This window comes from Chitinophaga hostae, assembly GCF_018224885.1.
Classification (GTDB): Bacteria; Bacteroidota; Bacteroidia; order Chitinophagales; family Chitinophagaceae; genus Chitinophaga; species Chitinophaga hostae.
In genome coordinates, this window is record NZ_JAGTXB010000003.1 from 467,835 (window position 1) to 494,271 (window position 26,437).

General features: G+C 47.3%; 20 protein-coding genes. 5 read left to right on the forward strand and 15 right to left on the reverse strand.

The window, feature by feature from the left end:
- Positions 1-55 precede the first annotated feature (55 nt).
- Both KE626_RS09050 and KE626_RS09055 read left to right on the forward strand, forming a co-directional pair.
- Positions 56-2,857 (forward strand): S8 family peptidase, encoded by a 2,802-nt coding sequence (locus KE626_RS09050; protein ID WP_211972544.1) that lies wholly within the window; start codon positions 56-58, stop codon positions 2,855-2,857.
- A gap of 646 nt (positions 2,858-3,503) precedes the next feature.
- Complete coding sequence (locus KE626_RS09055; RefSeq protein WP_211972545.1) at positions 3,504-5,711, forward strand: DUF6055 domain-containing protein; 2,208 nt, start codon at positions 3,504-3,506, stop codon at positions 5,709-5,711.
- 72 nt (positions 5,712-5,783) lie between these two features.
- Here the strand turns inward: KE626_RS09055 and lpdA are convergent, their stop codons facing one another.
- The 7 genes from lpdA to KE626_RS09090 form a co-directional block, all read right to left on the reverse strand.
- Positions 5,784-7,190, reverse strand: a complete 1,407-nt coding sequence (lpdA, locus tag KE626_RS09060; protein WP_211972546.1) for a dihydrolipoyl dehydrogenase — start codon at positions 7,188-7,190, stop codon at positions 5,784-5,786.
- Between the two features lie 163 nt (positions 7,191-7,353).
- Positions 7,354-8,013 carry an outer membrane lipoprotein periplasmic chaperone LolA1 gene (gene lolA1, locus KE626_RS09065; RefSeq protein ID WP_211972547.1) on the reverse strand — a complete coding sequence of 220 codons (660 nt, stop codon included), beginning with the start codon at positions 8,011-8,013 and terminating at the stop codon, positions 7,354-7,356.
- Positions 8,014-8,145: 132 nt separating this feature from the next.
- The gene (locus KE626_RS09070) at positions 8,146-10,788 is read right to left on the reverse strand and encodes an FtsK/SpoIIIE family DNA translocase (RefSeq protein WP_211972548.1); all 2,643 of its coding nucleotides are present in this window, start codon (positions 10,786-10,788) and stop codon (positions 8,146-8,148) included.
- Positions 10,789-10,897: 109 nt separating this feature from the next.
- Positions 10,898-12,307, reverse strand: coding sequence for an alpha/beta hydrolase family protein (locus KE626_RS09075; RefSeq protein ID WP_211972549.1), 1,410 nt, complete (start codon positions 12,305-12,307; stop codon positions 10,898-10,900).
- Positions 12,308-12,320: 13 nt separating this feature from the next.
- Positions 12,321-12,713, reverse strand: a complete 393-nt coding sequence (locus tag KE626_RS09080; RefSeq protein ID WP_211972550.1) for a DUF423 domain-containing protein — start codon at positions 12,711-12,713, stop codon at positions 12,321-12,323.
- A gap of 1 nt (position 12,714) precedes the next feature.
- The gene (locus KE626_RS09085) at positions 12,715-13,209 is read right to left on the reverse strand and encodes a shikimate kinase (protein WP_211972551.1); all 495 of its coding nucleotides are present in this window, start codon (positions 13,207-13,209) and stop codon (positions 12,715-12,717) included.
- A 33-nt stretch (positions 13,210-13,242) separates the two neighbouring features.
- On the reverse strand, positions 13,243-13,863 hold the full coding sequence (locus KE626_RS09090) for a 4'-phosphopantetheinyl transferase family protein (protein ID WP_211972552.1): 621 nt from the start codon (positions 13,861-13,863) through the stop codon (positions 13,243-13,245).
- 179 nt (positions 13,864-14,042) lie between these two features.
- On the opposite strand from KE626_RS09090, the gene dcd reads away from it, so the two are divergent.
- Complete coding sequence (gene dcd / locus KE626_RS09095; RefSeq protein WP_211972553.1) at positions 14,043-14,579, forward strand: dCTP deaminase; 537 nt, start codon at positions 14,043-14,045, stop codon at positions 14,577-14,579.
- 171 nt (positions 14,580-14,750) lie between these two features.
- Here dcd and KE626_RS09100 read toward each other — a convergent pair whose 3' ends face one another.
- Both KE626_RS09100 and KE626_RS09105 read right to left on the reverse strand, forming a co-directional pair.
- Entirely contained in the window at positions 14,751-15,878 is a 1,128-nt protein-coding gene (locus KE626_RS09100) for an AAA family ATPase (protein ID WP_211972554.1), read from the reverse strand.
- Positions 15,862-16,572 carry an RNA ligase family protein gene (locus KE626_RS09105; protein ID WP_211972555.1) on the reverse strand — a complete coding sequence of 237 codons (711 nt, stop codon included), beginning with the start codon at positions 16,570-16,572 and terminating at the stop codon, positions 15,862-15,864. The genes KE626_RS09100 and KE626_RS09105 overlap by 17 nt, the downstream gene beginning before the upstream one ends.
- A gap of 198 nt (positions 16,573-16,770) precedes the next feature.
- Here KE626_RS09105 and KE626_RS09110 point away from each other — a divergent pair, with 198 nt between their 5' ends.
- Complete coding sequence (locus KE626_RS09110; protein ID WP_211972556.1) at positions 16,771-18,522, forward strand: DUF885 domain-containing protein; 1,752 nt, start codon at positions 16,771-16,773, stop codon at positions 18,520-18,522.
- A gap of 106 nt (positions 18,523-18,628) precedes the next feature.
- On the opposite strand, the gene KE626_RS09115 is transcribed toward KE626_RS09110, so the two are convergent.
- Together KE626_RS09115 and KE626_RS09120 are read right to left on the reverse strand one after the other, a co-directional pair.
- Positions 18,629-19,849, reverse strand: a complete 1,221-nt coding sequence (locus tag KE626_RS09115) for a DUF4272 domain-containing protein (RefSeq protein ID WP_211972557.1) — start codon at positions 19,847-19,849, stop codon at positions 18,629-18,631.
- 241 nt (positions 19,850-20,090) lie between these two features.
- A complete protein-coding gene (locus KE626_RS09120; RefSeq protein WP_211972558.1) occupies positions 20,091-20,945 on the reverse strand; it encodes a 3-keto-disaccharide hydrolase in 855 nt (284 codons plus the stop codon).
- Between the two features lie 296 nt (positions 20,946-21,241).
- On the opposite strand from KE626_RS09120, the gene KE626_RS09125 reads away from it, so the two are divergent.
- Positions 21,242-21,973, forward strand: a complete 732-nt coding sequence (locus tag KE626_RS09125) for an SRPBCC family protein (protein WP_211972559.1) — start codon at positions 21,242-21,244, stop codon at positions 21,971-21,973.
- A gap of 226 nt (positions 21,974-22,199) precedes the next feature.
- Here the strand turns inward: KE626_RS09125 and KE626_RS09130 are convergent, their stop codons facing one another.
- The 4 genes from KE626_RS09130 to KE626_RS09145 form a co-directional block, all read right to left on the reverse strand.
- Positions 22,200-22,502: a YtxH domain-containing protein gene (locus KE626_RS09130; protein ID WP_211972560.1), complete on the reverse strand. Its 303-nt coding sequence runs from the start codon at positions 22,500-22,502 to the stop codon at positions 22,200-22,202.
- A 516-nt stretch (positions 22,503-23,018) separates the two neighbouring features.
- Positions 23,019-24,269, reverse strand: a complete 1,251-nt coding sequence (locus KE626_RS09135) for a peroxiredoxin family protein (RefSeq protein ID WP_211972561.1) — start codon at positions 24,267-24,269, stop codon at positions 23,019-23,021.
- A gap of 4 nt (positions 24,270-24,273) precedes the next feature.
- On the reverse strand, positions 24,274-24,963 hold the full coding sequence (locus KE626_RS09140; RefSeq protein WP_211972562.1) for a YggS family pyridoxal phosphate-dependent enzyme: 690 nt from the start codon (positions 24,961-24,963) through the stop codon (positions 24,274-24,276).
- Positions 24,964-25,104: 141 nt separating this feature from the next.
- Complete coding sequence (locus tag KE626_RS09145; RefSeq protein ID WP_211972563.1) at positions 25,105-26,244, reverse strand: acyl-CoA dehydrogenase; 1,140 nt, start codon at positions 26,242-26,244, stop codon at positions 25,105-25,107.
- Between the last annotated feature and the right edge of the window lie 193 nt (positions 26,245-26,437).

Below are 26,437 nucleotides of genomic sequence, written 5' to 3' on the forward strand. Positions count from 1 at the left end.
GCTTTAAGTTGCAACATTAAAATCAAAATCACTGACCTGTTGCCACCCATCCTGCATGAAGCTAAGAACCCTCCAAATATGGCCCCTGCTGACTTTGATGCTATGCTACAGTTATACTGCTATCGGGCAGCAAAAAATTTCAACCGATAGCATTTTGTATCGGTATGCAGCAGACACTTTTTCCAACGGGCACCGGCAACCGCCCTTCCTGGTAAAATTCAGGAAGGCGCCGTCTTCATCTGCACTGCGCAGGTGGGGAATGTTACAGTCGCTAACCCGTTACCATTATGTGTTGGAGCAATTGCCTGCCGACAGCAATGTTGTGTATTGCTATACCTCCAACAGCAATTACAAAGCTGCTCCAGACCTGCTGCAACAGGTGGAAAGCGCCCGTAATAACGACAGTATTTCCGTGCAGGCGGCCTGTGTGGCGCACCAGCAACCAGCATATGCCCGCATACAAAAATACGTGAACCGCTTTACCGTTGTAATAGCGAAGGTTCGAAAAGAAGACTGGCAGGCATTTATCAGTCAGCCTGCGGTTATCTTTGCCAATTCAATCCGGCGGCCTTCTCCCGAAATCATTATCAATACCAGCAATCTTACTGCCAATCGCATCACAATAGCACAACAACAATTTCCGCTGGTGCGGGGAAAACGTATAACCGTTTCCGTTAAAGAAGATCTTTTTGATACTACCGATATTGATCTGCGTGGAAGGTATGTTGCATCCAGCTATACCTCTGCACAGAACAGTTCTCATGCGTCGGTGATGGCCACCCTGATTGGCGGCGCCGGCAACAGCGGCGAAAAAGGATTGGGTGCCGCGCCGGAAGTAAAACTGAGCTCCGCCGATTATAACAGCAGTTTATTTCCGGATGAAGATGCTTATTACACACAATCCGGTATTACTGTGCAGAACCATTCTTATGGCACAGGCATCGAAAATTACTACGGTGCAGAAGCAGTGGCCTATGATCAGCACATACAGGAAGCCGATACAATTGTACATGTATACTCATCCGGTAACATCGGCAACACTACCTCCACGGCCGGCCGATACCAGGGGCTTGCCGGCTACGCCAATCTCTCCGGCAACTTTAAACAGGCTAAAAATGTAATCGTGGCCGGTGGTACAGACGGGACTTCAAAAATAATAACGCTGAGCTCACGGGGCCCTGCCTATGATGGACGTATAAAGCCTGAAATAGCCGCTTACGGCGAAGATGGCACTTCCGGCGCGGCGGCCATTACATCGGGCGTTGCAGCATTGCTGCAAGACGCATGGCGTCAACAACATAATACGCTTCCTTCTTCCGCACTCATCAAAGCTGTGATTATCAACAGCGCGATTCGCCCATCGGGAGTACAGCCTTCGTATGATCATGGATATGGCTACCTGCACGCACTGGGCGCCCTTCAAACACTGCAGGAAAACCGCGTGCTGAGCGGGGAAATAAGTGCAGGAAAAGAAGTCAGCTTTGATATCAACGTACCCGCAGGTATGGCGCAGGCAAAAATAACATTGTGCTGGAACGACCCGGCAGCAGGCGTAAATGCAGTGAAAGCGCTGGTAAACGACCTGGATCTGACAGTGGTTACGGCCGACAATAACACCTGGCTGCCCTGGGTACTCAGCACTTATCCGGCAGCAGATTCACTGGCTGCTATGGCACAACGTGGCAGGGACAGCATCAACAATACAGAACAAATCAGTATCCAGCGCCCCGCAGCAGGCAAACTGCGTATCCATGTAAAGGGGCGGCAGCTTGCCACCGCATTGCAACGCTTCCACCTGGCTTATGAATTTACACCGTTGCAGCGGTTTCAATGGCAGTACCCCGCCGCGGGAAATATACTGGAAGCCGCGCAAAACGCGGCGCTGCAATGGCAAACTACCTATAGCGGTAACGGTGATATTTCGTATAGCCGTGACAGTGGTAAAACCTGGATATCCATCGCACAAAATGTTCCCCTGGAGCAGGGTCTGTATAACTGGGTTACCCCCAACATCTTTGAGAAAGTACAGTTTAAACTGACGCTGCCCGATACTGCCTTTACCAGTACCCCGGCCTATATTTCACCGGTGCTGACCATGCAGGTGGGCTTTAACTGCCAGGATACTGTACTGCTTTACTGGAATTCGCAACCTGGGGCGGCAGCTTACCAGTTATATACCATGGGCAGCAGCACTTTAATTCCGTATAGCCAGCTCCGTGATACATTTGTTTTTATTCCCAAAGCAACTGCCGCATCGCTGTACTTCGCAGTAAGCGCCATTGCACCGGCAGGCTGGACCGGGATTCGCAGCTACGCAATCGACTATACTCAACAAGGCACGGGATGCTATGTCCAGAGCCTGCTGGCAGATAAAACAACAGATAATAAAGTTTTGCTGTCCCTTAGTTTGGGAAGTAACTGGCATCTGAGCAAGCTGTTTTGGGAGCGCTGGTCTGCCCAGGGCTGGACTACCCTCAGCGAGCAACAAATGGGTCAAGCGCTCAACCTGAACTTCCTGGACGAGCATCCGCCGGAAGGGCTGCCCCGGTACCGGGTACGGATCGAAACCGTTGACGGGACAGCTATTTATTCAGACATTGCTTCTGTCAGTATATTCCTGAATAATACCATCCTGCTATTTCCCAACCCTGTAAGTACACAACTCTATATTTTAGATGCGCAGGCGCGCAGCAGGAGAATGGTGATCACTGATATGAGCGGACGTATTATGATGCAGCGCAACCTGGAAGACGGGCAGGAAATCGTGCCCGTGCAACAGCTGCCCAATGGTGTTTTTAATTGCAGCATTTATGTAGACAGCCAACGTATTTTTTCGAAACAATTTGTAAAGCAATAATGAAATGGGCGCGGCCGGCGGCGTGCTGTAATCAGCGTTAGCAACGCGAATAGATATCAGCCGCCCGCCGGGAAGCATAACTGGCATCAGCGCCGTTAGCATTGCGAATAACTCCCATACCCTGCTTAGTCCGGCTGCCCGCCGGCCGGGAAAGATGGCTGGCCTGATCCTCCTACCATTGCGAATAATTACCCGGAATAGTGCCGCATCCGCGACTGGCCGGGGCTTGCGGTCGGATGCTACTGCAAACGAATATCCGCACGGCGTTCAACCCTGCTTCCTTTAGGATAAAATTCATCAATAACCGGTTAAGATCATAGCGAAAATAATCTTGCCGAACACTTAACTTTAAGTGTCAATTAGACAATTAAATTACTTTGTAGCGACCTGGCATTTCCACTATACATATAACACCTGAAAATCCGATCCATCAATTGAAGTAAAACGAATCAACAGCCCTATTATCAATTTATTTACGCAGCCTTTTTTGTGTTGATAGCGCTTACACCCGGCTATCCCCGTGCTGATAGTTCCCGTGCCTCTTTTTAATGATACAGATAGCTGGGGCGCCTTGCCACGGCTGATTTTAACGCACGCATTTTTTGTGAACCATTTATATTTTCAACCAACAACAAATCAATTATTTATGAAAAACCCGCTATCTCTTTTTGCCTTGTTGTTCATCGCCGTGATGGCATCAGCACAAAAAACGGTATACATACCACCTGAGTTCAGTACGGATCCCTATCTATCTACCTGGTCTTACAGCCGCAGCTATCAATCCGCCAATTTTGTGGTATTCTGGGGGGCTGTAGTAGGCACTAATCCCGCTACTTACAGCGATCCCAACCTGGCATTTAACCCGCAGTCGATCTGTGATACGCTGGAAAAAATCTATACGAAATTTATCACCGAAATCGGTTTCTGTTCGGATGCACCCACCAAAAACCTGGGCAAATACAAACTTATCATCGTGATGAACGACACCTGGGGAACGGGAGGCCCCAGCGGATGGGCATTTGGCGGCACCTATGGCAATACCATCGGGGCCATGTGGGTACACCCCAATGCTACCCGGGACGGAGGGGTCATCAGCCATGAACTGACACACAGCTTACAGGGCATGATTGCCATCCAGGAAAATGCTAACTGCGGGTTCAACGACTACGATCCTGCAGGCTTCTTCTGGGAAACACATGCCAACTTCATGCGCACACAAATGTATCCCCGCTTTGCCAACGATGATCTGCCCAGGTGGATGGCCACCAGTATGTTTCATTTCAGCTCCACCCGGCATCACTATGACGCGTTTAAAATGCTGTGGTATATGCAGCAAACAGATGGTATTACCATGGTGAACAGGTTATGGAAAGAATCTATCCGTACCAGTGCTACCGCGGGAGAGCATCCGCTGATGACCTACCGGCGGCTCAAAAGCTGGACCCAGGCCCAGCTCAACACTTTCATGTACGACTATGCAAAACGGGAGGTGGCCTGCGACTATACCACCAACGGATTTGGCGCTATTTACAAAGCAGAACGGGACCGGTTAAAAGTGCAGGAGCCACATTATATCTGGCGGCTGTATACCCTGTTACAGCAGGTAAATGCCACCATGGGAAGATATAAGATCGACAATGCGAGCGCGCCACAGGATTATGGTTACAATATTATTCCGCTATACACCACCTGCAGCGCCAGGAATGTAACCGTAAAATTTAAAGGGCATACCGAAGTAAACAGCACCGCCGGCTGGCGCTATGGCTTTGTAGCAACGTTGCCGAACGGTACCATTTCCCGCTATGGCACTACCGCCACTGCCAATGAAAGTGAAATCAGTTTTACCATGAACAGCAATGAAACGCAGCTGTACCTGGTAGTTATGGGGGCGCCTACCACTCACACCAGCTACGTATGGGAACCGGGCTGGCCCAAAATAAAGCGCTATCCATACGAATTACGTATAGCCAACGCCGTACCGGAAGGTTATCAGAGTACCTTCCGTTCTGCTTATAAAATTAACGGTCACACCCATACGAATGGTGGCGGGTGGGTGGCCAACAGTGCAACTGTGGCCTCTACCGCCTTCGTAGGCCCTAAAGCCATCGTACTGGGCAACTCCGTTATCACCGGCACAGCACAGATTACAGGTAATGCATGGGTGGAAAATGCAACAGTAGGCAATACGGTGACCATCAGTGGTAATGCAAACGTGTATGGGGGTAATTATACCGGCAGCGCCGTAGTTGCCGATAATGCAGTGCTCACCAACTGTACCGTTTCCGGCAGCGCCAATATAAAAGGCGATGCGCTGGAATGGGGCGTTACCTTCGGCAATGCCGTAGTAGCAGGTGGCGATGCGGAAATAGGCAGTTGTGCCACCAACGGTACCTATCTCCAGGTACCGCATCCAAATAATGGCAGGGCGGATTGTGATGGCAAAAATGCGGGGGATGCGTCCAACGTGGATGTAAATACGGCATGGAGCCAGTTTACCGATGCACAGATGGCCTGGAGTTCCACTCCTGCCTGCAACGGCACTATTACTCCTACTGCCCTCACCAGCGACAGTACATTGTTTAAAACAGCCGGCCCTGTGGTATCGGCCATACGGATATACCCTAATCCGGTTGCAAACCAGTTTACAGTTACGTTGCAGGGATTCCGGAGCGCCGGCAACGTGCGGTTGCTTATTTACAACAGCCACGGTGCGACGGTACATGTAAAAGAGATGCAGAAAGAGAGAACGGTTACTTTAAACGCGAAAGACTGGAGTAACGCTCCGGGTGTTTACTATCTGCATGCCAGTGATGGAAATAAGGCTGCAACGGAAAAGCTGGTAGTTACCCAGTAGCCGCCGGCAAAAGTAAAACAGCCGCTCTGATCAGATCAGGGCGGCTGTTTACGTATTTACAATATGATGTGACTACAGGTGGATCGCTTCTCCGTAAGCAACTTCTATAGCGTCTTTTACAGATTCGCTCATAGTTGGGTGCGGGTGGATTGAATCCAGTACTTCCTGGTAGGTAGTTTCCAGTTTGCGTGCTACTACTGTTTCCGCGATGATTTCTGTTACGTTGGCACCGATCATGTGAGTACCTAACCATTCGCCGTATTTAGCGTCGAAGATCACTTTTACGAAACCTTCTGTAGCGCCGGCGGCAGAAGCTTTACCGGAAGCAGAGAATGGGAATTTACCCACTTTCACTTCATAACCGGCTTCTTTTGCTGCCTTTTCAGTATAACCAACAGAAGCAATTTCGGGAGCGCAATAAGTACAGCCCGGGATGTTCATGTAGTCAATAGCTGCTGGTTTATGTGCATATTTCTTTTCGTTGTATCCGATGGCTTCCACACAAACGATCGCTTCTTTGGAAGCAACGTGTGCCAGGGCCTGACCAGGTACCATGTCGCCGATCGCGTAAACGCCGGGAACGTTGGTTTGGTAATATTTATCCACCAGTACACGACCTTTATCGGTTTTGATACCTAACCCTTCCAGGCCGATATTTTCGATATTAGCGGCAATACCAACCGCGCTCAGTACCACATCTGCTTCCAGGGTGATTTCGCCGGTTTGCGTTTTTACTTTCGCTTTCACACCATTACCAGCGGCTTCTACTGCTTCAACAGAAGCGTTGGTCATGATTTCGATACCTTTCTTTTTGTATATTTTTTCCAGTTCTTTGGAGATATCTTCGTCTTCTACCGGCACAATGCGTGGGAGGAACTCAACGATAGTTACCTTAGTTCCCAGTGTAGCGTAGAAATAAGCGAATTCAACGCCAATAGCACCTGAACCTACCACGATCATGGATTTAGGCTGTTTTGGCAGCACCATTGCCTCACGGTAACCAATTACATTTTTACCATCAATTTTCAGGTTTGGCAGTTCGCGTGAACGGGCGCCTGTAGCCAGAATGATGTGTTTTGCATCGTATACAGTAGCTTTACCGTCTTTATCGGTAACTTCTACCTGGCCTTTGGACTTTACCTTTCCATTGCCCATGATCACATCAATCTTATTTTTCTTCATCAGGAACTGAACGCCCCTGCTCATTTTATCAGCAACACCGCGACTACGTTTGATCACCGCATCAAAGTCAACCTGCGCATCACTTACAGTGATACCATAGTCTTTTGAATGCTGCGTATATTCAAATACCTGTGCAGTTTTTAATAAAGCTTTGGTTGGAATACAGCCCCAGTTTAAACAGATACCTCCCAGGCTCTCTCTTTCCACTATTGCAGTTTTAAATCCCAGCTGAGAAGCGCGGATAGCAGCCACATATCCGCCGGGCCCACTACCAATTACGATTACGTCGTATGCCATATTATTTAATTTTAAATTGAACTTGCCAAAGGTAAATAAATAAGCAGAAAGCGCAAAGCTAAAAGCATAAAGCGACCGAAGCGAAGAAAACCGCGAGTTTAGTTAAATACTACGCTATTTTCTTCGCTTCGGTCGCTTTATGCTTTTAGCTTTGTGCTTTCTGCTATCTTAAATCCACTACTTCTACGCCGGGATACTTCTTAGCGTCAAACGTAAAAGTGGCGTCGCTCAGGTTGGTATTTGGTGTAAAGTTGGTGATTTCGTACGTATAGTGGTTACCGTTTTTCTCAAAAACCTTCATTTTTGCAATGCTCTGGCTCTTTTTGTCTACGGATACGATCACTTTAAATACGTTCTTGGACTTATCTGTTGGCGTCAGTTCTATATTCTGTAACACTTTGCCTTTTTCTGTTGTTTCTGCTTCCAGTTTGTACAGATAGTCTTTATCATAGAAGTTGGTAAACAGCTTGGCCGGTGTCATGGCGCCGCTGCTTTGATCCACATTATTTACGGTTACTTCATTTACATCTTTGGCGTATGTCCAGGAAGTTTTGTTATCGCTGATGATTTCCTGTCCGGGCAGCGTCACTTTATATTTAGCACCTTTCAGGTAAACGGTTCCTTTTTTGGAATCTGTTACGCTGTTATTGGCGCCTTCTACTTTCAATATAAAATTAGCTACTACTGTTTTTAATGATTTGAATTTATTACTAACACCATCCAGAACGGTTTTAGCCTTTGGGTCGGAGGCTCCCTTAGATTGTGCCATGCCGCTGAAAATGATACCACTCAACAACATTCCTGTTAATACAAATTTCTTCATCGTAGTTTTTTTTAGTTTGTGCTAACCAGCAAAGACAAATGCCATGCCGGTAAGCTGTGTAGGTCTTTTAAAGGCTGCAAAATTCAGCATATTTCCTGAAAAAGGGTAATAAATTCCAATTCCCTTAACATATTATAACAAATTATTAAGGATTTCCTGCAGCTCACTCTCCGTTCTCACCAGCACTTCCCTTGCCTTGCTACCCATATTGGGGCCTACGATGTTGGCTGCTTCCAGCTGATCCATGAGGCGGCCGGCGCGGTTGTAGCCCAGTTTCATACGGCGCTGTAACAAAGAGGTAGAACCCTGTTGAGTGGTAACAATTACCTGCGCAGCCTCTTCAAACAAAGGATCACGGTCGGCGATGCTCAGTTCTTTGCCGTCAGGATCTTTGTCGTCCACGTATTCCGGCAACAGGAATGCGTCGGGGTAGCCTTTCTGGTTACCGATAAATTCCGCAACGCTTTCCACCTCCGGTGTATCCACAAAGGCGCACTGCAAACGTACCAGTTCCCCGTTAAAGGAAACCAGCATATCTCCCTGTCCTATCAGCTGCTCAGCACCGCCGATATCGAGGATGGTACGGGAATCTATTTTGGAAGACACCTTAAAGGCCACGCGGGCCGGGAAGTTGGCTTTGATGGTACCGGTAATAATGTTTACGGACGGGCGTTGGGTGGCAATAATGAGGTGAATACCCACCGCACGGGCCAGCTGGGCCAAGCGGGCAATCGGCATTTCCACTTCTTTACCTGCCGTCATGATCAGATCGGCGAACTCATCCACTACCAATACAATGAATGGCAGGTATCGATGTCCTTTCAGCGGGTTCAGACGCCGTTGGGTGAACTTCCCGTTATACTCGCGGATATTACGGGTACCCGCTTCTTTGAGCAGGTCGTAACGTAAATCCATTTCAATACACAGGGCATTGAGGGTATGGATTACTTTTTTGGTATCGGTGATAATGGCGTCGTCCTCGCCTGGCAATTTGGCCAGGAAGTGCTTCTCAATAAGCTTATACAGTGAGAGCTCCACTTTCTTTGGATCCACCAGTACAAACTTCAGCTGGGAAGGATGCTTTTTATACAGCAACGATACCAGCAAAGTGTTGATACCAACGGATTTACCCTGGCCGGTAGCACCCGCCATCAGCAGGTGAGGCATTTTGGCCAGGTCGGCGATAAAGTTTTCGTTGTCGATCTTTTTACCAATAGCAATCGGCAGATCCATGGTACTGGACTGGAATTTTTCCGAGGCCAGCATATTTTTGAGTGATACGATGGTCTTCTTTACATTGGGCACCTCAATACCAATGGTACCCTTGCCCGGAATGGGCGCAATAATACGGATACCCAGTGCCGATAAACTCAGGGCGATATCGTCTTCCAGGTTTTTGATACGGGAAATACGTACGCCGGCAGCCGGCACTATTTCGTACAGGGTAACCGTGGGACCTACTGTAGCGCTTATTTTTTGTATGGAGATGTCATAGTTTTTGAGGGTATCGATGATCTGATTTTTGTTCTTCTCCAGTTCTGATGTGTCCTGTACAATCACCTTGTCGGCGTTGTGGTTTTCCAGCAGATCCAATGTTGGGAATTTATAATCCCTCAGATCCAGGGAAGGATCGTATGGGTCTACCGGTTCTACGGGTCTTGATGGCTGGATTTCCTCTATCTCGTCTTCCTCATCCTGGAAAGTAGGTTTTATTTCAAACGCCACTTCCTGTGGTTCATTTTTCTTTTTGTTACCCGGTGTTGGCAGTTGTTCCGGTGTTTCTTCTATATACAACAATGGCCCCGGATCTTCTTCCTCTTCTTCCTCCTCCATTATATCCTCTTCTATTTCGGCGGGTGCTGCTGCATCCGGCATGACTGGCGGCATATATGGCGCGTGAGATGGAATCACGGTAATATCTTCCCTTTCTACCAACTGCATGGGTGGCAGGTCTTCTTCATCTATTTCTTCTTCCTCGTGAGGAGGGATCACCATTACCCCTCCGTCACCTTTCAGCCCGTTTTTACGCGGGTCATCTTTGATGGCAGCTACAGGTGCGGCAGCAGCAGTGGCCTGCGCTACCGGCGCTGCAGGAGCTGCGGCAGGAACGGGTTTCGGTGGTTTTATTTTCTTTTCCGGCCATTTGAAATCGAAATTAAACTTCCAGATCAGCCAGGAAAATCCGACAACCAGCAGTAAGAGTGCCGTACCGGTTTTACCTACAAAGCCGGTGGTCCATTTATTCAGGGCGTCGCCCAAAGCGCCACCCCAGGGGAAATCCCCACCGCCGACTGCGAATGCCATCGCCATGCTGATAAAGAGCAGGCCAAACAAAATATACTTTACGTTGCGCCACACGCGGAAAACCCGGCGACCCACGATGAAGTTAATACCGATAATAAAAAAGAAGTAGCAGAACAGGTAGGCAGCAATACCTACTCCGTAAAAAAAGAAGTTATGGGATACATAAGCGCCCAGGCGGCCCAGCAGGTTATCTACTTTAACATCGCCGAAGAACAGCTCCCGGGTGGAATAATGGAATATTTTATCCTGGTCATCTTCCCAGGTAAAAAGATAGGAGGTGAAAGCAATAAAACAGTAAACAGACAGCAAAAGGAAGAACACACCCATCACTTTGTGGGTACGTTCATCTTTCACCAGCTCTTTTACTTTTACCTCGGGCTCCTTGTCTTGCTTCAACACATCAGGATTTGGTGAGGGGCCTTTGGGTTTCTTGCTTTCCGGTTTTTCTGTTTTCAGTTTATTCCTGGACATAATTATCTTTTAGCGTTTAGCTTTTAGCCTTTATCTTTTAGTCTTTAGCAGATTATGAGCTAAAGGCTAAAAGATAAACGCTAAAAGCTATTTGGAACTACCTGGTGAACTATGGCAACTGTAAAATCCAGTGTGCTATAAATTCCGGCACCAGTGGATCAATGGTTTGTTCCAGCTCTCCGTATTCGTTTGCTGTACATGTTTTACAACGTTGGAACATATGGTTTAATCCATCAAACTTACGGATTGTTACCAGCATATTTCCATTTTCGGTTAATCCACGTTGAATTGCATTCAGATTCGTAGTGGCATCGACCTGTATATCTTTTGTTCCACTGATCGCCATAAACGGACATTTGATCTGCTTAAGATACGTTAATGGATTATAACGCAGCATAGATATTGCTTCAGGGCTTAAACGCGCGTTGCGTACCATTTCGTCTTCCGTCATCTCTTTTTTCACTATTTCGTCGGAGCTGCGGTACAATTCGCGGATGATGGTTTCTGCCTGGGGTCTGATTACCGCAATATCGCTATCGCCGGCCAGTACATCCCAGTAGGCCTTCATTCTTTGCCGGTCGGCCAGGATAAAGCTGTCTGATCTCCCTGCCATGCTTTGCCGGATGGCCATTTGCTGATCGATCAACTGGCGGCCGTTCACGCCGATACCGGCCATGGATATTACAAACGCCACACCCTGGTTGTTAGCGGCCACTATCTGCGCCACTATTGCGCCTTCGCTGTGCCCCAGCAAACCAATGCTTAACGGGTCTACATCCTTTCTTTTTTTCAGATAGCCCATGGCAGTGCTCACATCATGTGCAAAATCGTAGACGGTGGCGCTGTCGTAGTCGCCGGTGGAGTTTCCTTCTCCCCTGTCGTCGTACCGCAATGAAGCAATGCCGTTGCGGGCAAAATAATCGGCCAATACAAGGAACAACTTATGACCAGCCATTTCTCCGTCCCTGTTCTGGGGTCCTGATCCGCTGATCATCACCACTACAGGGTATTTGCCCATTGCGGCAGGGCGGGTAAAGGTACCGGCAATGGAAACGCTGTCTTTTATATTATTGAACCTCACTTCCTCGGTGTAGTACGGATAGGGTGGTTTGGGCTCCTGCGGCCTTTTATAAAGATCTGCTTTGGTAATTTCTTTCCGTCCGAGGTCCACCCGGGCTTCTTCGTCGCCGAAGCTGGAGATGCCTATGAACTGTTGGGTAACGGGGTCCCGTACGCCGGTGTAAGCAAATCTGAGTCCGTCGATACGTAACAGCAGGGTGTCTTTCCGGTAAACGACCGTTTCCAGTTCGAACGTTTCATTGTCGGACAGGTCAGGAAATGCTACGTTGCCTTTATACCCGGCGCCGTCTTTTTCCAGTTCGACTACCATGCGGTATTTATCGCCATAGTAGCGTTTAAAGGTACCGTACCATTTGCCGGCAATACCGGTATTATCCTGTGCCATTGTTGAGGCACCGGTCAGCATTCCCAGCAGCAACACCCAAAATCCTCTATACATATACGAGTTCCTCTTATGCTTTTAATTTTAACACGCCGAGCAGGAGGCTCACCCAACCGGCTATAAAGAATACACCTCCAATAGGTGTAAGTATACCAAGGCCTTTCAGTCCTACATTGCCCGTCATTTTTAACATGGTCAGCGCATACAGGGAGCCTGAAAATAAGATGATGCCGATAATAAAACATCTGCCGGCCCATACCAGTGCGCTTCCCGGGAGGTGAGCAAAGAGAATGCCGGTAACAATTAAAGCAAAAACGTGATAGAACTGATAAGTAACGCCTGTCTGAAAAGTAGATACGGTTTCGGGGGGCACGAGTTCCTTCAGTTTATGCGCACCAAATGCACCTAAAATGACTGCCAGTGCGCCAAAAACCGCCGCCCAAACTAAAAAACTTTTATGCATGCTATAAATTTTGCGTAAAGGTATCCAATGAAATATTATCTGATGAAATTATGTGCCTGGATTGCTGGTAGAAGGGCAAGCGCTCCGCCATTTTCTTTTCCACGAACCCTGCCAGGTCTTCATCTTCCAGGTCTGCTATCAGCGGGCGTTTGAATTTCTTACGCTGCAATCTTTCCACCATGGCTTCCACCGAAGGATTAATCCAGATGGTGATGCCCTGTTCATTCATGAAATCCATATTTTCCTGGAAACAGGGTGTACCGCCCCCGCAGGAGATCAGGAAGTTTTCCTGTGCTGACAGTTCGCGGAGCAGTTTACTTTCCTTCTCCCGGAAATAATCTTCTCCTTTGGTAGAAAAAATATCGGCAATCGCCATTTCTTCTGCTTCTACAATCACTTCATCCAGATCATAGTAGGGAAGTTCCAGGTGATCCGCCAGTTGTTTACCCCAATAGGATTTTCCGGCACCCATAAAACCGAGTAAATATATCTTCATAAATAATGCAACAGCGCTTAATAAGTCCTTTCCTCACGCAGGATGAGTCCATGCCAGGCATAGGTCATTTTCCATAATATATTGCAAATATAACCGCGTATTTGAATCCGGTTTGTTAAAATCGGCAGTAATGAAACCGGCCTGCTGATAAACAAAGGGATGTAAACGCATATTCTCTTTAAAATCAACACTTCCATGGCCATACCATTTAAACATGGCTTCTTTAGCGCTCCAGCAGATCGTTTTATGAGACAATTCGTGAGCAGGATCAATAAACGATCTTTCTACCGGGGCCAGGAACTTATGCGATACCTGTTCTATTTTTTGCTTCACCTCTTCAATATCTATGCCTACTGCTGCTTTGGTGCTCACAATGGCAGCCGCATAGTCGCCGCAATGCGAAATGGAAAAATGGTGGCTGTCACATGCAAGCACTGGTTTCCGGCTATTGGTCACTGTGATCTGATGCAACGGAAATTCCGGGAAAAGCGTCTGTAACAGGTATCTGCCCGCAAAATGCTGTAAGCGCTTATGCGGATGGTGAATCGACGGGCTGATGTTTACCTTCTCCCGGAAAAAGTCTTCGGTCTCTGTTATCTTCCATACACCCAGTCTCGTTTCCGGATCAATTTGTATCGTTCGTATTAATGGCATATCTTGCCAAATTAAAGCAAAAAAGCAGAAAAAACAGCTTTTGTGGGAAGCTGAAAGCATAAAGCTGAAAGCCGAAAGCAAAAAACAGCTCATGAAACCAGCAGAAGGCTTTTTGCTTTTTGCTTTCAGCTTTTTACTTTATTCAAAATACCGCTCACTAAAATTAAACGAACCTAAGCATGATTTTGTCAGACAAACGGATATTGGAGGAAATTGAAAAAGGCACTATCGTCATTGCTCCCTATGACCGAAAATACCTGGGTACCAATTCCTATGATGTACACCTGGGTAAATACCTTGCTACCTACAAAGACCGTGTACTGGACGCCCGTCAACACAATGAAATCGATCATTTCGAAATACCGGAAGAAGGATATGTTTTACAGCCTGGTACGCTGTACCTGGGAGTAACGGAAGAGTACACCGAAACGCATGCCCATGTACCTTTCCTGGAGGGCAAATCGAGCACCGGACGTCTGGGCATCGACATCCATGCTACTGCCGGTAAAGGGGATGTAGGCTTTTGCAATACCTGGACCCTGGAAATTTCCTGCGCCCAACCCGTACGCATATACGCAGGGATGCCTATCGGCCAGTTGATCTATTTCGTAGTAGAAGGAGAAGTGGAAACCTTTTACAATAAAAAAGGTAATGCCAAGTATAATGGCCGCACCATCAAGCCCGTGGAGAGCATGATGTGGAGGAATGAATTTTAGATTATCCGGTTTTTTTTTCTTGCCCAGGATTAAACTGATTATAATGATTTAAAGGATTTTTTTTCTTTGATTGTATTTGATTTTAAAAGATTGGGGAGATACATTCGCTTATGTCTCGCCAAATCTTTTAAAATCAAAGAAAAAAAAATCCTTTAAATCATTATAATCAGTTTAATCCTGGGCAAGAAAAAATCCCGGGCAAGACAGCACCACCCGATGCGCTTCTATCTCTGTCGGTATTTCCAGTTTAGCAATCAGCCGCTCCATTGCCGGCAGTGGCACAATCGCTTCCCTTTGCCGGTTTTGCTGTAACAACTTCGCCGCCGGTACTTCCACATATACAATCGTTACAGCAGCATCATAGGTAGTAAAAAGGCTGATCAGCTGTTCTCTCATTTGCCGGGTAATATTGGTGGCGTTCCACACAAAAGTTTGCCTGTTGCGCAGATACTCCCTCGCCTGTTCTTTTGCTGCCTGAATCACAGTACCATTCCCGCTTTTATCTGTTGGCTTTATTTTCATTTCCTGGCGGATATCATCCAGGGAGATGACGGGTAAATCCGCATAATGCTTCCGCACATAGGTATCCTTGCCGGCTCCCGGCAGGCCGCTCATCATGATCACCGGTGTTTGCGGCTGTCCGAAGGGCACATAGTCCGGCGAAGTGCCGGACCTATGCAGGTAATGCATGCGCGCCTGCGGGGTGGCAAAAGCGCGGGGCTGGCCCCAGCACTCGTTTTCCCGGCACAGTTCCTCAAAGCAATCAAGGCGGTACAGCAGGTCGGCCTGATCGGTACAGATACGGCCCAATGCGTCCGCGCGGGCCAGCAAGGCCAGCAGCCGGGTATTTACTTCGAGACTGGCGGTGATCACCGCTTTCTTCGGGTCCGGTTTTTCGAACACCCAAAGTGGCAGGCCATGATACCGCACCAGTTTGGCGATCTGTTCCCGTATGGCGAAAGGCGCCGGCACATCCCGGTAGAGGATCTGCCTGGCCCTTCCCTCTCCTTTACGGGCATGACCCGCAGAAGTAATGCGGCCATCCGGTTCGGTGACGGTGGTGCTGTATTTTTCCACGTCGTGCAGCAGGGCCGCCGTCCATAGCAGCTCCTGGTTTTCCGGCGACAACTCCACGTAACCGGGGAGTTGCACAAGCGCCGACAATACCATCTGCGTATGTATAGCCACGTTACCCTCAGCATGGTGGCGCGGGTCCTGGGGTACCTCCTGCATTACCCGCACCCAGTCAAAGTTATGTTCCAGCCACTTCCAGTCCTTATTTTCACTGAGCTGCCACATAGTTACCTCCTTCGTTGTTTAACCCAGCCCGGCGCCAGTGACGGGTCCAGTGCTGGTCTGTTTTCACATGCCCTTTACGGACATATTTAAACACATTGTCTGCAAAATCGCTTACCGCATAGGAAGCTGCATTACGGGATACAATCCCCTCTATCGTGGCAGGAGCCCCGGTGTGCACATCATATGGTTCAAAGGCGCCCCGGCCGCTGACCAGCGACAAGGTGTCTTCTTCAAACAGCGCGCGTGTAGCCGGCGGCGTTATACGCTTTATTTCCGGTACCACCGGTAAATCCAGCATAGCCGCATAGAAATGCGTTTCCTCCCAACTCAGCCACCGGTCGCCCTCCCGGATACCAAATACATAGAAGTGATGGTCCAGGTTTCTATATTCAATAGAATGTACCGCGTATAAATTCTCCAGAAAAATTTCCAGATCACCGAGGTCATTCTTTATACTTTGCCAGTAGCGGCGTATACTTTCCGTCCACGGTGAAGTAGTGGGCGCTGCATGAGAGCGCGCAAACACGCCATGACGGGAAAGACAGTTATTTTCTCCGTCCAGTTTTTCCGTATGGATCAGCACAGGAATCTGTTGCAGCTGCTGCCAGTATTCATGCTGAATACGGTCATCGCTGGTAGTTCCCGGCGAAAACGGATAATGCCAGGTACGGCCATATTTTTGAGAAATTGCCATGTTATCGGGGTTCAAATTAAACAATAGTTTCACAGGCCGGCTCCGGAAGGGAGCGGCAGCAAGAATGTGTTAATATGCCTGTGAGATTACATGGCGCAAGTGTTTGCAGTTTTAATCAATAAGCTGCAAAAATAAAGAAAATAATTTAATAGTATATTACACAGACATTTAACACCAACACAACAATTATCTATTCCCATGAGAAAACTATTTCTTTGCGCCACCGCCGTTGCTATCCTCGCAGCCTGTAACAACGGCAGCAGTGACAGCAAAAAAAGCGGTTCAGACAGTACGCTGAACAATGCTTTCAGCCAGTATGAAGCACGGTTTATTGACGCCCTGTGGAAAGTAAACCCGGATTGGGCCACCAGTGTTGGCTATCATAAGTATGATTCGGTGCTGGTAGTTCCGGACAGCACGGCTACACAAACAAAACTCACCTTTGCGCAGCAGCAGCTGGACTCCCTGAAGACCTTTGATATAAAAGCGCTCAGCGACGCTAACAGCATTGACTACCAGTTGATGCAGAACTACCTGCATTCAGTTCAATGGGGCATCAATGAAGAGAAAAGCAATGAGTGGGATCCTTCTTCCTTTAACGTAAGCAATACTTTTGCTTTTATATTAAATGAAAACTATGCACCGCTGGAATCAAGGCTACGCAGCTTTGCCGCCAGGTTACCATACATTCCTGCTTACTACGAAGCGGCTAAAAAACAAATCAAAGATCCCGTTCCTGAGCTGACCTCCCTTGCCATAGACCAGAACAATGGCGGTGTATCTGTTTTTGAAAAAGACTTTGCCGATTCACTGAAAAAAACCGGCATTCCCGCAGCAGAACAAAGCGCCATGCTGGCGAGCGCAAAAAACGGCGCCAAAGCTATCCGGGATTACGCCAACTGGTTAAAAGCATTGAAGCCAGCCAATCCCCGCAGTTTCCGTTTAGGCAAAAAACTGTACGATCAGAAATTTGATTTCAATATACAATCCAGCTTTACCGCCAGCCAGATCTATGATTCTGCGATAGCCCGCAAGGCCTATGTACACGGCGAAATGACAAAGATCAGCCGTAAGCTGTGGCCCACCTATTTTGGCAACACCCCTATGCCTGCGGATTCCCTGGAACTGGTAGGCCGGATGATCGACACGCTTTCCGTACAACATGTGAAACCGGAAGAATTTCAATCCGCCATTGAAAAGCAACTGCCTGCACTCATTGCTTTTATCAAAGAGAAAGACCTGTTGTACATCGATCCGTCCAAGCCGTTAGTGGTGCGTAAAGAACCCGCCTACATGGCAGGTGTGGCAGGTGCTTCCATCAGTGCGCCCGGTCCTTATGATAAAGGAGGGAATACCTATTACAACGTAGGCAGCCTGGAAGGATGGCCAAAAGAAAAAGCAGAAAGTTACCTGCGTGAATACAATCAGTATATCCTGCAGATACTGGATATACACGAAGCTATTCCCGGGCATTACACCCAGCTGGTATATGCGAACCAATCGCCCAGCCTCATTAAGTCACTCATGGGCAATGGCGCCATGATTGAAGGATGGGCGGTATACACAGAACAGATGATGCTGGAGAACGGCTATGGCAAAGATGCCCCGGAAATGTGGCTGATGTGGTACAAATGGAACCTGCGCACAGTATGTAATACCATACTCGATTATAGTGTGCATGTGAAAGATATGAGTAAGGAAGATGCCATTCATTTGTTGACCAAAGAAGCATTCCAGCAAACCGCAGAAGCAGAAGGCAAATGGAAAAGGGTAAGCGTCAGCAGCGTACAGCTGACCAGCTATTTTACCGGGTACAAGGAAATTATTGACCTCCGCGAATTGTACAAAAAGCAGGAAGGTGCGAACTACCGTTTGAAAGCTTTTAATGAGAAGTTCCTCAGCTATGGCAGTGCGCCGGTGAAGTATATCCGCGAAGCTTTTGGGTTTTAGCGGGTAGTAATTGCAGCGGAGATTATCAGGGGTTTTGTTTTTCCTGGCATAGAAAATCTTCGCTGCATTTGCTAAAAGCTAACAGCTCATGGCTAAAAGCTGTTCCTCATGTATCCGTTCTCACCTCATCCCATGGCTGATTTCTATAGTTAATCAGCCAGTTCAGGGCATAATGTCTTTCGTATACAATACCGGGATGCAGCGGTTCTTTTTCACCTTTTATGCGGGCATCCACGCAAGCCCAGTTAGCGCGATAGTAGAGATCGTTGGCATCGAGGATTTCGGTGGGGTTGCGTATTTCAGTGGCAGCAGCCAGGAATGCGGCAGGGCTTGAGCCCGGGCCTTTGAAGGGAAACGCTTCTTCCGGTACCATATCCAGGTTGCAGAGCGCATCCATCTCTCCCAGGGAAGGCACTTTTTTCAGTGCCCAGAGCAGCACCCAGATATCTTCACATTTCCATGTTTCCTTTGTTCGCTGGTCTTCCTGTGGATCGTGCAGGAATGCCTTTTCTGCGGCTGTGGTTTCCTCCCAGAGCCGATGCTGTTGCAGGTAGCTGATTACAGCAGGTCCGTCGAGATAGCCAAAGGCCACGGTGTTAACAGCAGCCAGCACGGCTACCCGGTTGGCTACTGCTGTGGCAGACCGCAATGTTGTTTGACTTTCATCGCTGATAACGGGCAGGTTTACGGAGGTGATCACGTTCATGTCCTTCAGCAACTGAATATTGCGTTGCTTCCTGTTGTTGGCAGTATCTGAGGGTGTTTCCTGGCGATCGAAATAAGTAGCATCGATATTAACAGTAAGATTGGTAGCGGTGGAATGGCCGTTTACATCGAGTAACAGTGCGCCTGTTTTATCCCAGAATCCCTGTACATCTGTATTAAAGATGAAATTCTTTTCACAAAAGAAGATGCCATCTAGTTCCTGGGCCAGCTCCATTACAGCGGCTCTGAGATCACCATTAAAGGACGGTTCAGCGAGGAGCAGCACTTCTGTGTTGATAGTAGCTACTTTAGCCAGCAAACGCTCCTGCAACATGGTGTTTTCTGCCGGCAGCTGTTGCACAAAGGCATACATGCCGAGCAGGTTGATGATAACAGGGTCGTCATTACGTACCAGTTGATACCCGGGCATGGCCCTTTGACGCCAGGTGATAGTGAGTGTATTGCCTTTACGGAGTAGCTTCTTTCCTGATGTGATGGTCAACTGCTCCCAGTGATGATCTCGTCCTGTTACCTTTACTGCCTGTTCTCCAAAGTGCGCCCGTATGCGGGTCAGCACTTTCTTCATATCTGTGTCGTGCGTATAGAGGGTACAATTTTCCATGCTGTTTTTTCGAGGGGTCAAAGGTAGCCTAAAGCGGCCAAAAATGGTATCGGATTTGTCTTATTATCATCCATCCGGAAAACAATCCGTTTGTATACCCTTTTTCATCAGCATAAACAAGTGATTATGAAAAACAACACATTGTCTGTACTGGCCTTATTGATATTATGGTTGGCAGTTAGTTGTGTACCGCCAAGACGCCCCAGGCCACCGAGGCCCCCTCGCCCGCATCATGGCAGTATTATTTTCCCTTCTTTGCACCAGGACGGTTCTGCAGCAAATGCAGGATTTTATTCAGCTTAACAGGATCGTTGATGTAAGGAGAAAGATCGAAGAGTTCCACTTTTCTGAATGCTATCGGGTGACTTTCGCTCTGCAGAGAAATAGATCCTTCTGAGAGCAGGCGTCCTTCTTTCAGCAGTTCGGGGCGGCCGTGGGATACTGCGCCACCGCCCACCTGTGGCTTGTTATATACGATTACAGTATCGCCTTCCACAATATGTTTAATCACTGAATCACGCAGTACCAGGGCCTCTGCATGCACCCAAACATCGCCATGATATGTTTTCGAGGTAGAACTGATACAATGATCCGTGATGAGTTTACCATTCATGACCACGTTGGTACCGGGTGTACACAAATTGGAGGTGGTACGGGGATCTTTACCATCGCCCCCCAGCAGCTGATCTTCCAGTGAAATGGGGAAGTTCTGATCTTTGGTCATGCTGGCTGCCGTTTGGCCATGCAGCATAATACCGCTGTTGCGGTAAGCCCAGCCCGGACCGCCTTTTACCTGCTCCCCGGTAAATTTATATTCTACCACCACCAGGTAAGCAGAGAAATTCTTTTTATAGAAAATATGTCCGTATTGCTCATTGAAATCGTCGTAGTGGTCATAACTTACTTTGAGCATACCGCTATCGACCCGGAAAGTATTACCAAAGTTATCATTGAGGTCATGTCCGGTTATTTTTACATCCCAGTCTTTGAGGTCTTTGCCATTAAAGAGTTTCAGCCATTTATTGGGGGCCACTTCCTTTTGGGCGGAGCTGTGGAGACCAGCCAGTAACAATAACGCGGTCAGTGCTTTTTTCATACGTTCGTTTATTTGGGCGGTTAAGATAACAGATAGTACAGAGAAATGCAAGGCGAATAACAGCAGTGAACATAATTCACCTGCCGCAGGAGCGGAAACGGGCCATTTCCGGCAATAATGCGCACTTTTCCCGGAAAGTGATTTCTTTCCGATAGTGTGTAAAAAATTGCGCACCGTGCCGGATACGCCACAGGAGATATGTACAAACCACATATCTATCTACCTAAATATCAATATTTTATTAGGTTTAATATAAAATTGCAGGGTTTTAGCTGTTAGTTCCCCAAACTGTATATATGAATTCCTTAACACAACAACAAAATGGTCATTTAAGAGAACAACCCAAAGGTGGGGCATTATACGAAGGGTCCAACATTATTAACGTAACGCCTGAAGGAAGAATCGTATCTATTTTTACCGGCGCCTGGTTGCTGGGAGATGCTATCAGTAAGGTAGACAAAAGGCCCGTTGGAAGTTTCTTTAAGCTGCTGGGAGCGGGTTACCTGCTTTACCGGGGCATCAGCGGTAATGACCTGATCAATGGTCTTCTTGGCAGAAGAAAACCCGACAGACATACCGCCTCCGTTAACATCAGAACCTCTGTCACAATAGATAATCCCAAAGAAGAAGTTTATTATTTCTGGCGGCAGCTGAACAATCTGCCGGTATTTATGAAGCACCTGCAATCAGTGGAGGAAAATGATCCGTTTCATTCCCACTGGATGGTAAAAGGTCCGGGGGGGATAGGTACGCTGGAATGGGATGCAGAGATTGTAAAAGAGATACCCGGTGAAATTCTTGGCTGGCGGTCGTTACCGGGCTCCAGTATTGCAACGGCAGGCAGGGTAACCTTCCGCGACACGTTTAACGGCGGTACCGAAATAGATGTGATGATTACCTACCGGCCACCAGCAGGGTATGTAGGATCCGGGCTGGCCTGGCTGCTGAATCCTGCATTTGAAAATATGATTGTGAAAGATATCAAGCGGTTTAAGAACTATATGGAAACCGGGGAAATATTGAAATAGCTTTTAGCCATTAGCTGTTAGCTGTTAGCTAAATGCAGCGAAGATTAAAGTTAGATGCAAGATTAAAGTTAGATGCAGCGAAGATTAAAGCTAATACAGCGAAGATTAAAATTGATGTGGCTGAATGCAAAAAGCTATCAAAGCGAATGATTTTAATGGAAATGATTTTTCGCATTAATCATTCGGTTCGATAGCTTTTTGCTTTCGGCTTTATGCTTTATGCTTTTCAGGAAAGCGCTTCTCTTTTAAACCGGTTATACGTTCCCTGGCTCTTGTTGATCAGTTTCAATACACGTTCACGAACATCATCCTGTAAACCTGTGATTTCGTGCTCAAATACTTCTTTCAGCTCTGATAAATCCTCTCCTCCTTTTCCTACCAAACCGTTGATTTTATGACGCCAATCGTCTGCGGTGCTTTTGATTTTTTTGCGGGTTCTGTCGCCACTATCCGGTGCTGTCAATAATCCGATTACCAATCCGGTTGTCAACCCGGCTATAGCGCCTGCTAAAAATTTCGTTGTAGACATAGTTAGTGGATTTTTATGGTTTAACAAATGATTTCGGTGCATAGTTTAACTCACACTTGCAGACAAAATTTCCAAATATCTTGCCAGTATAGCAGTGACAATAGGAGGTTGGCCTTAAAGAAATGTTATTATGAAAATGAAGAGAGAGAGAAAACCACCTGCTTTTTGAGGGAAAGGATCAGTTTCAATAACGTTAAACATCGAAGGAGACGCTATCCAGGACAATATCAGAGTTGACATTGCCCCGGCAGGTGGATAAGATAAGCGTATTAGATAATGGAATTTATAAAAGTCAAACGGAGCAGTAAAATAATTACATTCTGGTATTTTTCAAACTTTATTGAAAGAAATGAAATAATAAATTTTATTAAAAAGTAAATCCCCACCGGAAAATAAATACCAGTGGGGATTTACTCTTTTTTCAGAAATATTATATAATTATTAAATATTTCTGTATTAATATCATTTTAGCCAAAATATCTGAAAAGCATCAACTCCGTTTTCTCCTGTTCCAACCTATTTTGCATCCAGCATACCGGACACCAAGCGATTGAAATCGGCCTGGAATTCCTCGTAGTGCTCACCTGTACCGGGACCAGAGAAGCCGGTATGCACTTCCTCCACGTTACCTTTCTTATTGATAAAAATAGTGGTGGGGAAGCCTTTAATGCCTGTGAGCTGCGGCAGCGATTTCTCCCCTTTTTGCGGATCGGCGGGCGTTACGCCGGTAATCAGTACCGGGTATTTTACATCGAATCGTTTCAGGAAGTTTTCAAGGCTTTTCTTCGATTTTTCAAAGTCGGTGGTGCGCTCGTAGGCCAGCCCGATGATTTCCACGCCACGGTCTTTGTTTTGCTCATGCCACCTGCTCAGGAACCCGGTTTCATCCATACAGTTAGGGCACCAGGAGCCCATGAGGGTAATGATGACTACTTTATTTTTAAAGCGTTCGTCTTTTATGCTCACTTTATTACCGTTCATATCCGGGAAACTAAAGTCCAGTTGTTGCTGACCGGGTTTCATCGTTGCAATGGTCCGTTCATCGGGCAGTTTGGCGGTATCATTTTTCACAGCCGACCAATTTTCCAGTCCGTCGCCGATGCCGGCAAAGAAGCGGCCGTTACTGATACTGTCTTTCCCTACAAGAGCGGTAAACAGGTAAGCATGAGAGCCGTCAAATGTAGAGAGACGGAGGGTATCGCCATCCACCACCCCGTCGAGGAAACGATAATCGCCGGTAGTGGTAAGGAACGTACCATGTACTATGTTACCGGACTGTTTGAACTCGCCGATCGCGGTGGAAGGTTTTTTGTCTTTATCTTTTGCAGATACGAATGCTGTAACCCAGCGGCCGGAAACGTTGGCTGCTGCCGGTGTATTGACAGGGAAGCGTTCTGCTTTACCCGCAACGGCGGTGAAAGGAATACTGACATCCTTATCTGCCAGATGCCTGATCCACAGTCCTTCTACGGTGCTGTCGCCGGTTAATTTTGCCTTGAACTCCGAATCGAAGAAAGGCATTTTAATAAAAAGAGAATCGTCTTTTATTTTTACATCATCCACCAGCAGTTTATCCGTAGCGTTGAGCACGTACAACATTTTTTTGCCGGCAGTATCCTGTACATCAAAGTTGAAAACGATGTCTGCCCCGTCAGCCCGGTGCAGTTTTGCCTGCCACACACCATTGGCAAAATTTCTTGTTGGGTTACCATCATTACAGGCGGCCATGCCTATACCTGTAAGACAAAAGATCCATAATTTCTTCATAAGTCTACATTTGTGAATAGTTCCTTTCTCCAAAGAGGAGGCTGCCGATGCGCACCATAGTACTCCCTTCCTCCAGGGCTATGGCATAATCGGAGCTCATTCCGATGGACAGTTCTTTAAAGTACGCTTCGTTGTTAAAATAATTGGTTTTAACGGACCCGAATAACTGTTGGAGCTGGTGGAACTCTTTACGGATCTGGGTTTCGTTGGTAGTATTGGTAGCCATCCCCATCATGCCCGCCATGCGAACAGATGAGAAAGCCGCCGGGTTAGTGGTATAGGCCTGGAGCAGTTGCTGTAACTCCTGCTCATCCATACCGAACTTTGTTTCTTCTTCGGCAATATGCATCTGTAGCAGGCAATGAATGATGCGCTGGTGTTTGGCCGCCTGTTTACTGATTTCCTGCAGCAGTTTCAAGCTGTCTACCGCATGAATGGTATCTACAAACGGCGCTATAAACTTTACTTTATTAGACTGCAGGTGACCAATAAAATGCCATTCAATGTCGGCCGGTAAAGCGGCTTGCTTTTCGGTTAATTCCTGTACGTAATTTTCTCCGAAGATCCTTTGTCCTGCCGCATAAAAAGCTTCAATATCTGCCGCTGGTTTCGTTTTGGAAACGGCCACCAGTTTGGCTTCATAGGGCTTGAGCCGGGAAAGTACCTGTTGGTATGCTTCTAAGTTAATTGACATCCGGCAAAGATAACTGAAAAGAGCTGAAAGCTGAAGGCATAAAGCTAAAAGCTATTGTAGCGAATGACTAACGCGGAGATTTTTTTCCGCTATGATCATTCGCTACAATAGCTTTTAGCTTTATGCCTTCAGCTTTCAGCTCTAAGAAAGTATGGATCTGCTGATCACGATACGTTGCACCTCGGAGGTACCTTCGTAGATCTGTGTGATCTTGGCATCGCGCATGAGGCGTTCTACGTGGTATTCTTTTACGTAGCCGTATCCGCCGTGTACCTGTACTGCCTCGGTGGTTACCCACATAGCTGTTTCGGACGAAAATACTTTGGCCATCGAGCTGCTGAGGGTATAATCCCGGTGGTGATCCTTATCCAATGCGGCTTTGAAGCAAAGTAAGCGGGAGGCTTCGATGCGGGTGGCCATATCGGCCAGTTTAAACTGGATGGCCTGGTGCTGGGATATTTCTTTACCAAACGCTTTTCTTTCTTTGGAATATTTAAGGGCCAGCTCAAAAGCGCCGCTGGCAATACCAAGCGCCTGGGAGGCGATCCCGATACGGCCGCCGGCCAGGGTTTTCATGGCAAATTTAAACCCGAAACCATCCTCTCCGATCCTGTTTTCCTTAGGAACTTTTACGTCCTGGAACATTACGCTGTGGGTATCGCTGCCGCGGATACCCAGTTTATTTTCTTTGGCGCCGATGGTAACACCGGGCATATTTTTTTCCACGATGAGCGCGTTGATACCTTTGCTGCCTTTCTCCGGATGGGTTTGAGCCATTACCAGGTATACGCTGGCAGAGTTGCCGTTGGTAATCCAGTTTTTGGTACCGTTAAGCAGGTAATGATCCCCTTTATCTTCCGCGATGGTGCGTTGGGAAGTGGCGTCCGAACCGGCTTCCGGCTCACTCAGCATGAAAGCGCCTATAATTTGCCCGGAGGCCAGGGGCACCAGGTATTTTTGTTTTTGTTCTTCTGTTCCAAAAGTTTCGAGGCCCCAGCAAACAAGGGAGTTGTTTACACTCATGACCACGGAAGCGGAAGCGTCTACCTTAGAGATTTCTTCCATTGCCAGTACATATGAAATCGCATCCAACCCCGCTCCTCCATACTTTGGACTTACCATCATACCTAAAAACCCAAGTTCACCCAGCTTTTTGATCTGTTCTGCAGGAAATTTCTGGTGTTCATCCCTTTCTATTACACCTGGTAACAGCTCGTTGACAGCAAAATCGCGGGCAGCCTTTTGTATCATCAGATGCTCTTCCGTCAATTGAAAATCCATGGTTATAATTTTAGAAGTAATCCACTCAAATTATTTATAAATCAGCAGCTAAAAAAATAGGTCGATTAAAATTCAACGTTGTCAACCAGAACCGGGAAAATATTGAACAAATCGCTACAATAACGCTACTGTATTGGATTTGGTTCAGCTATTATATGCCAATTTTTCACCATTCTACGTTCCGCTGCTTTGG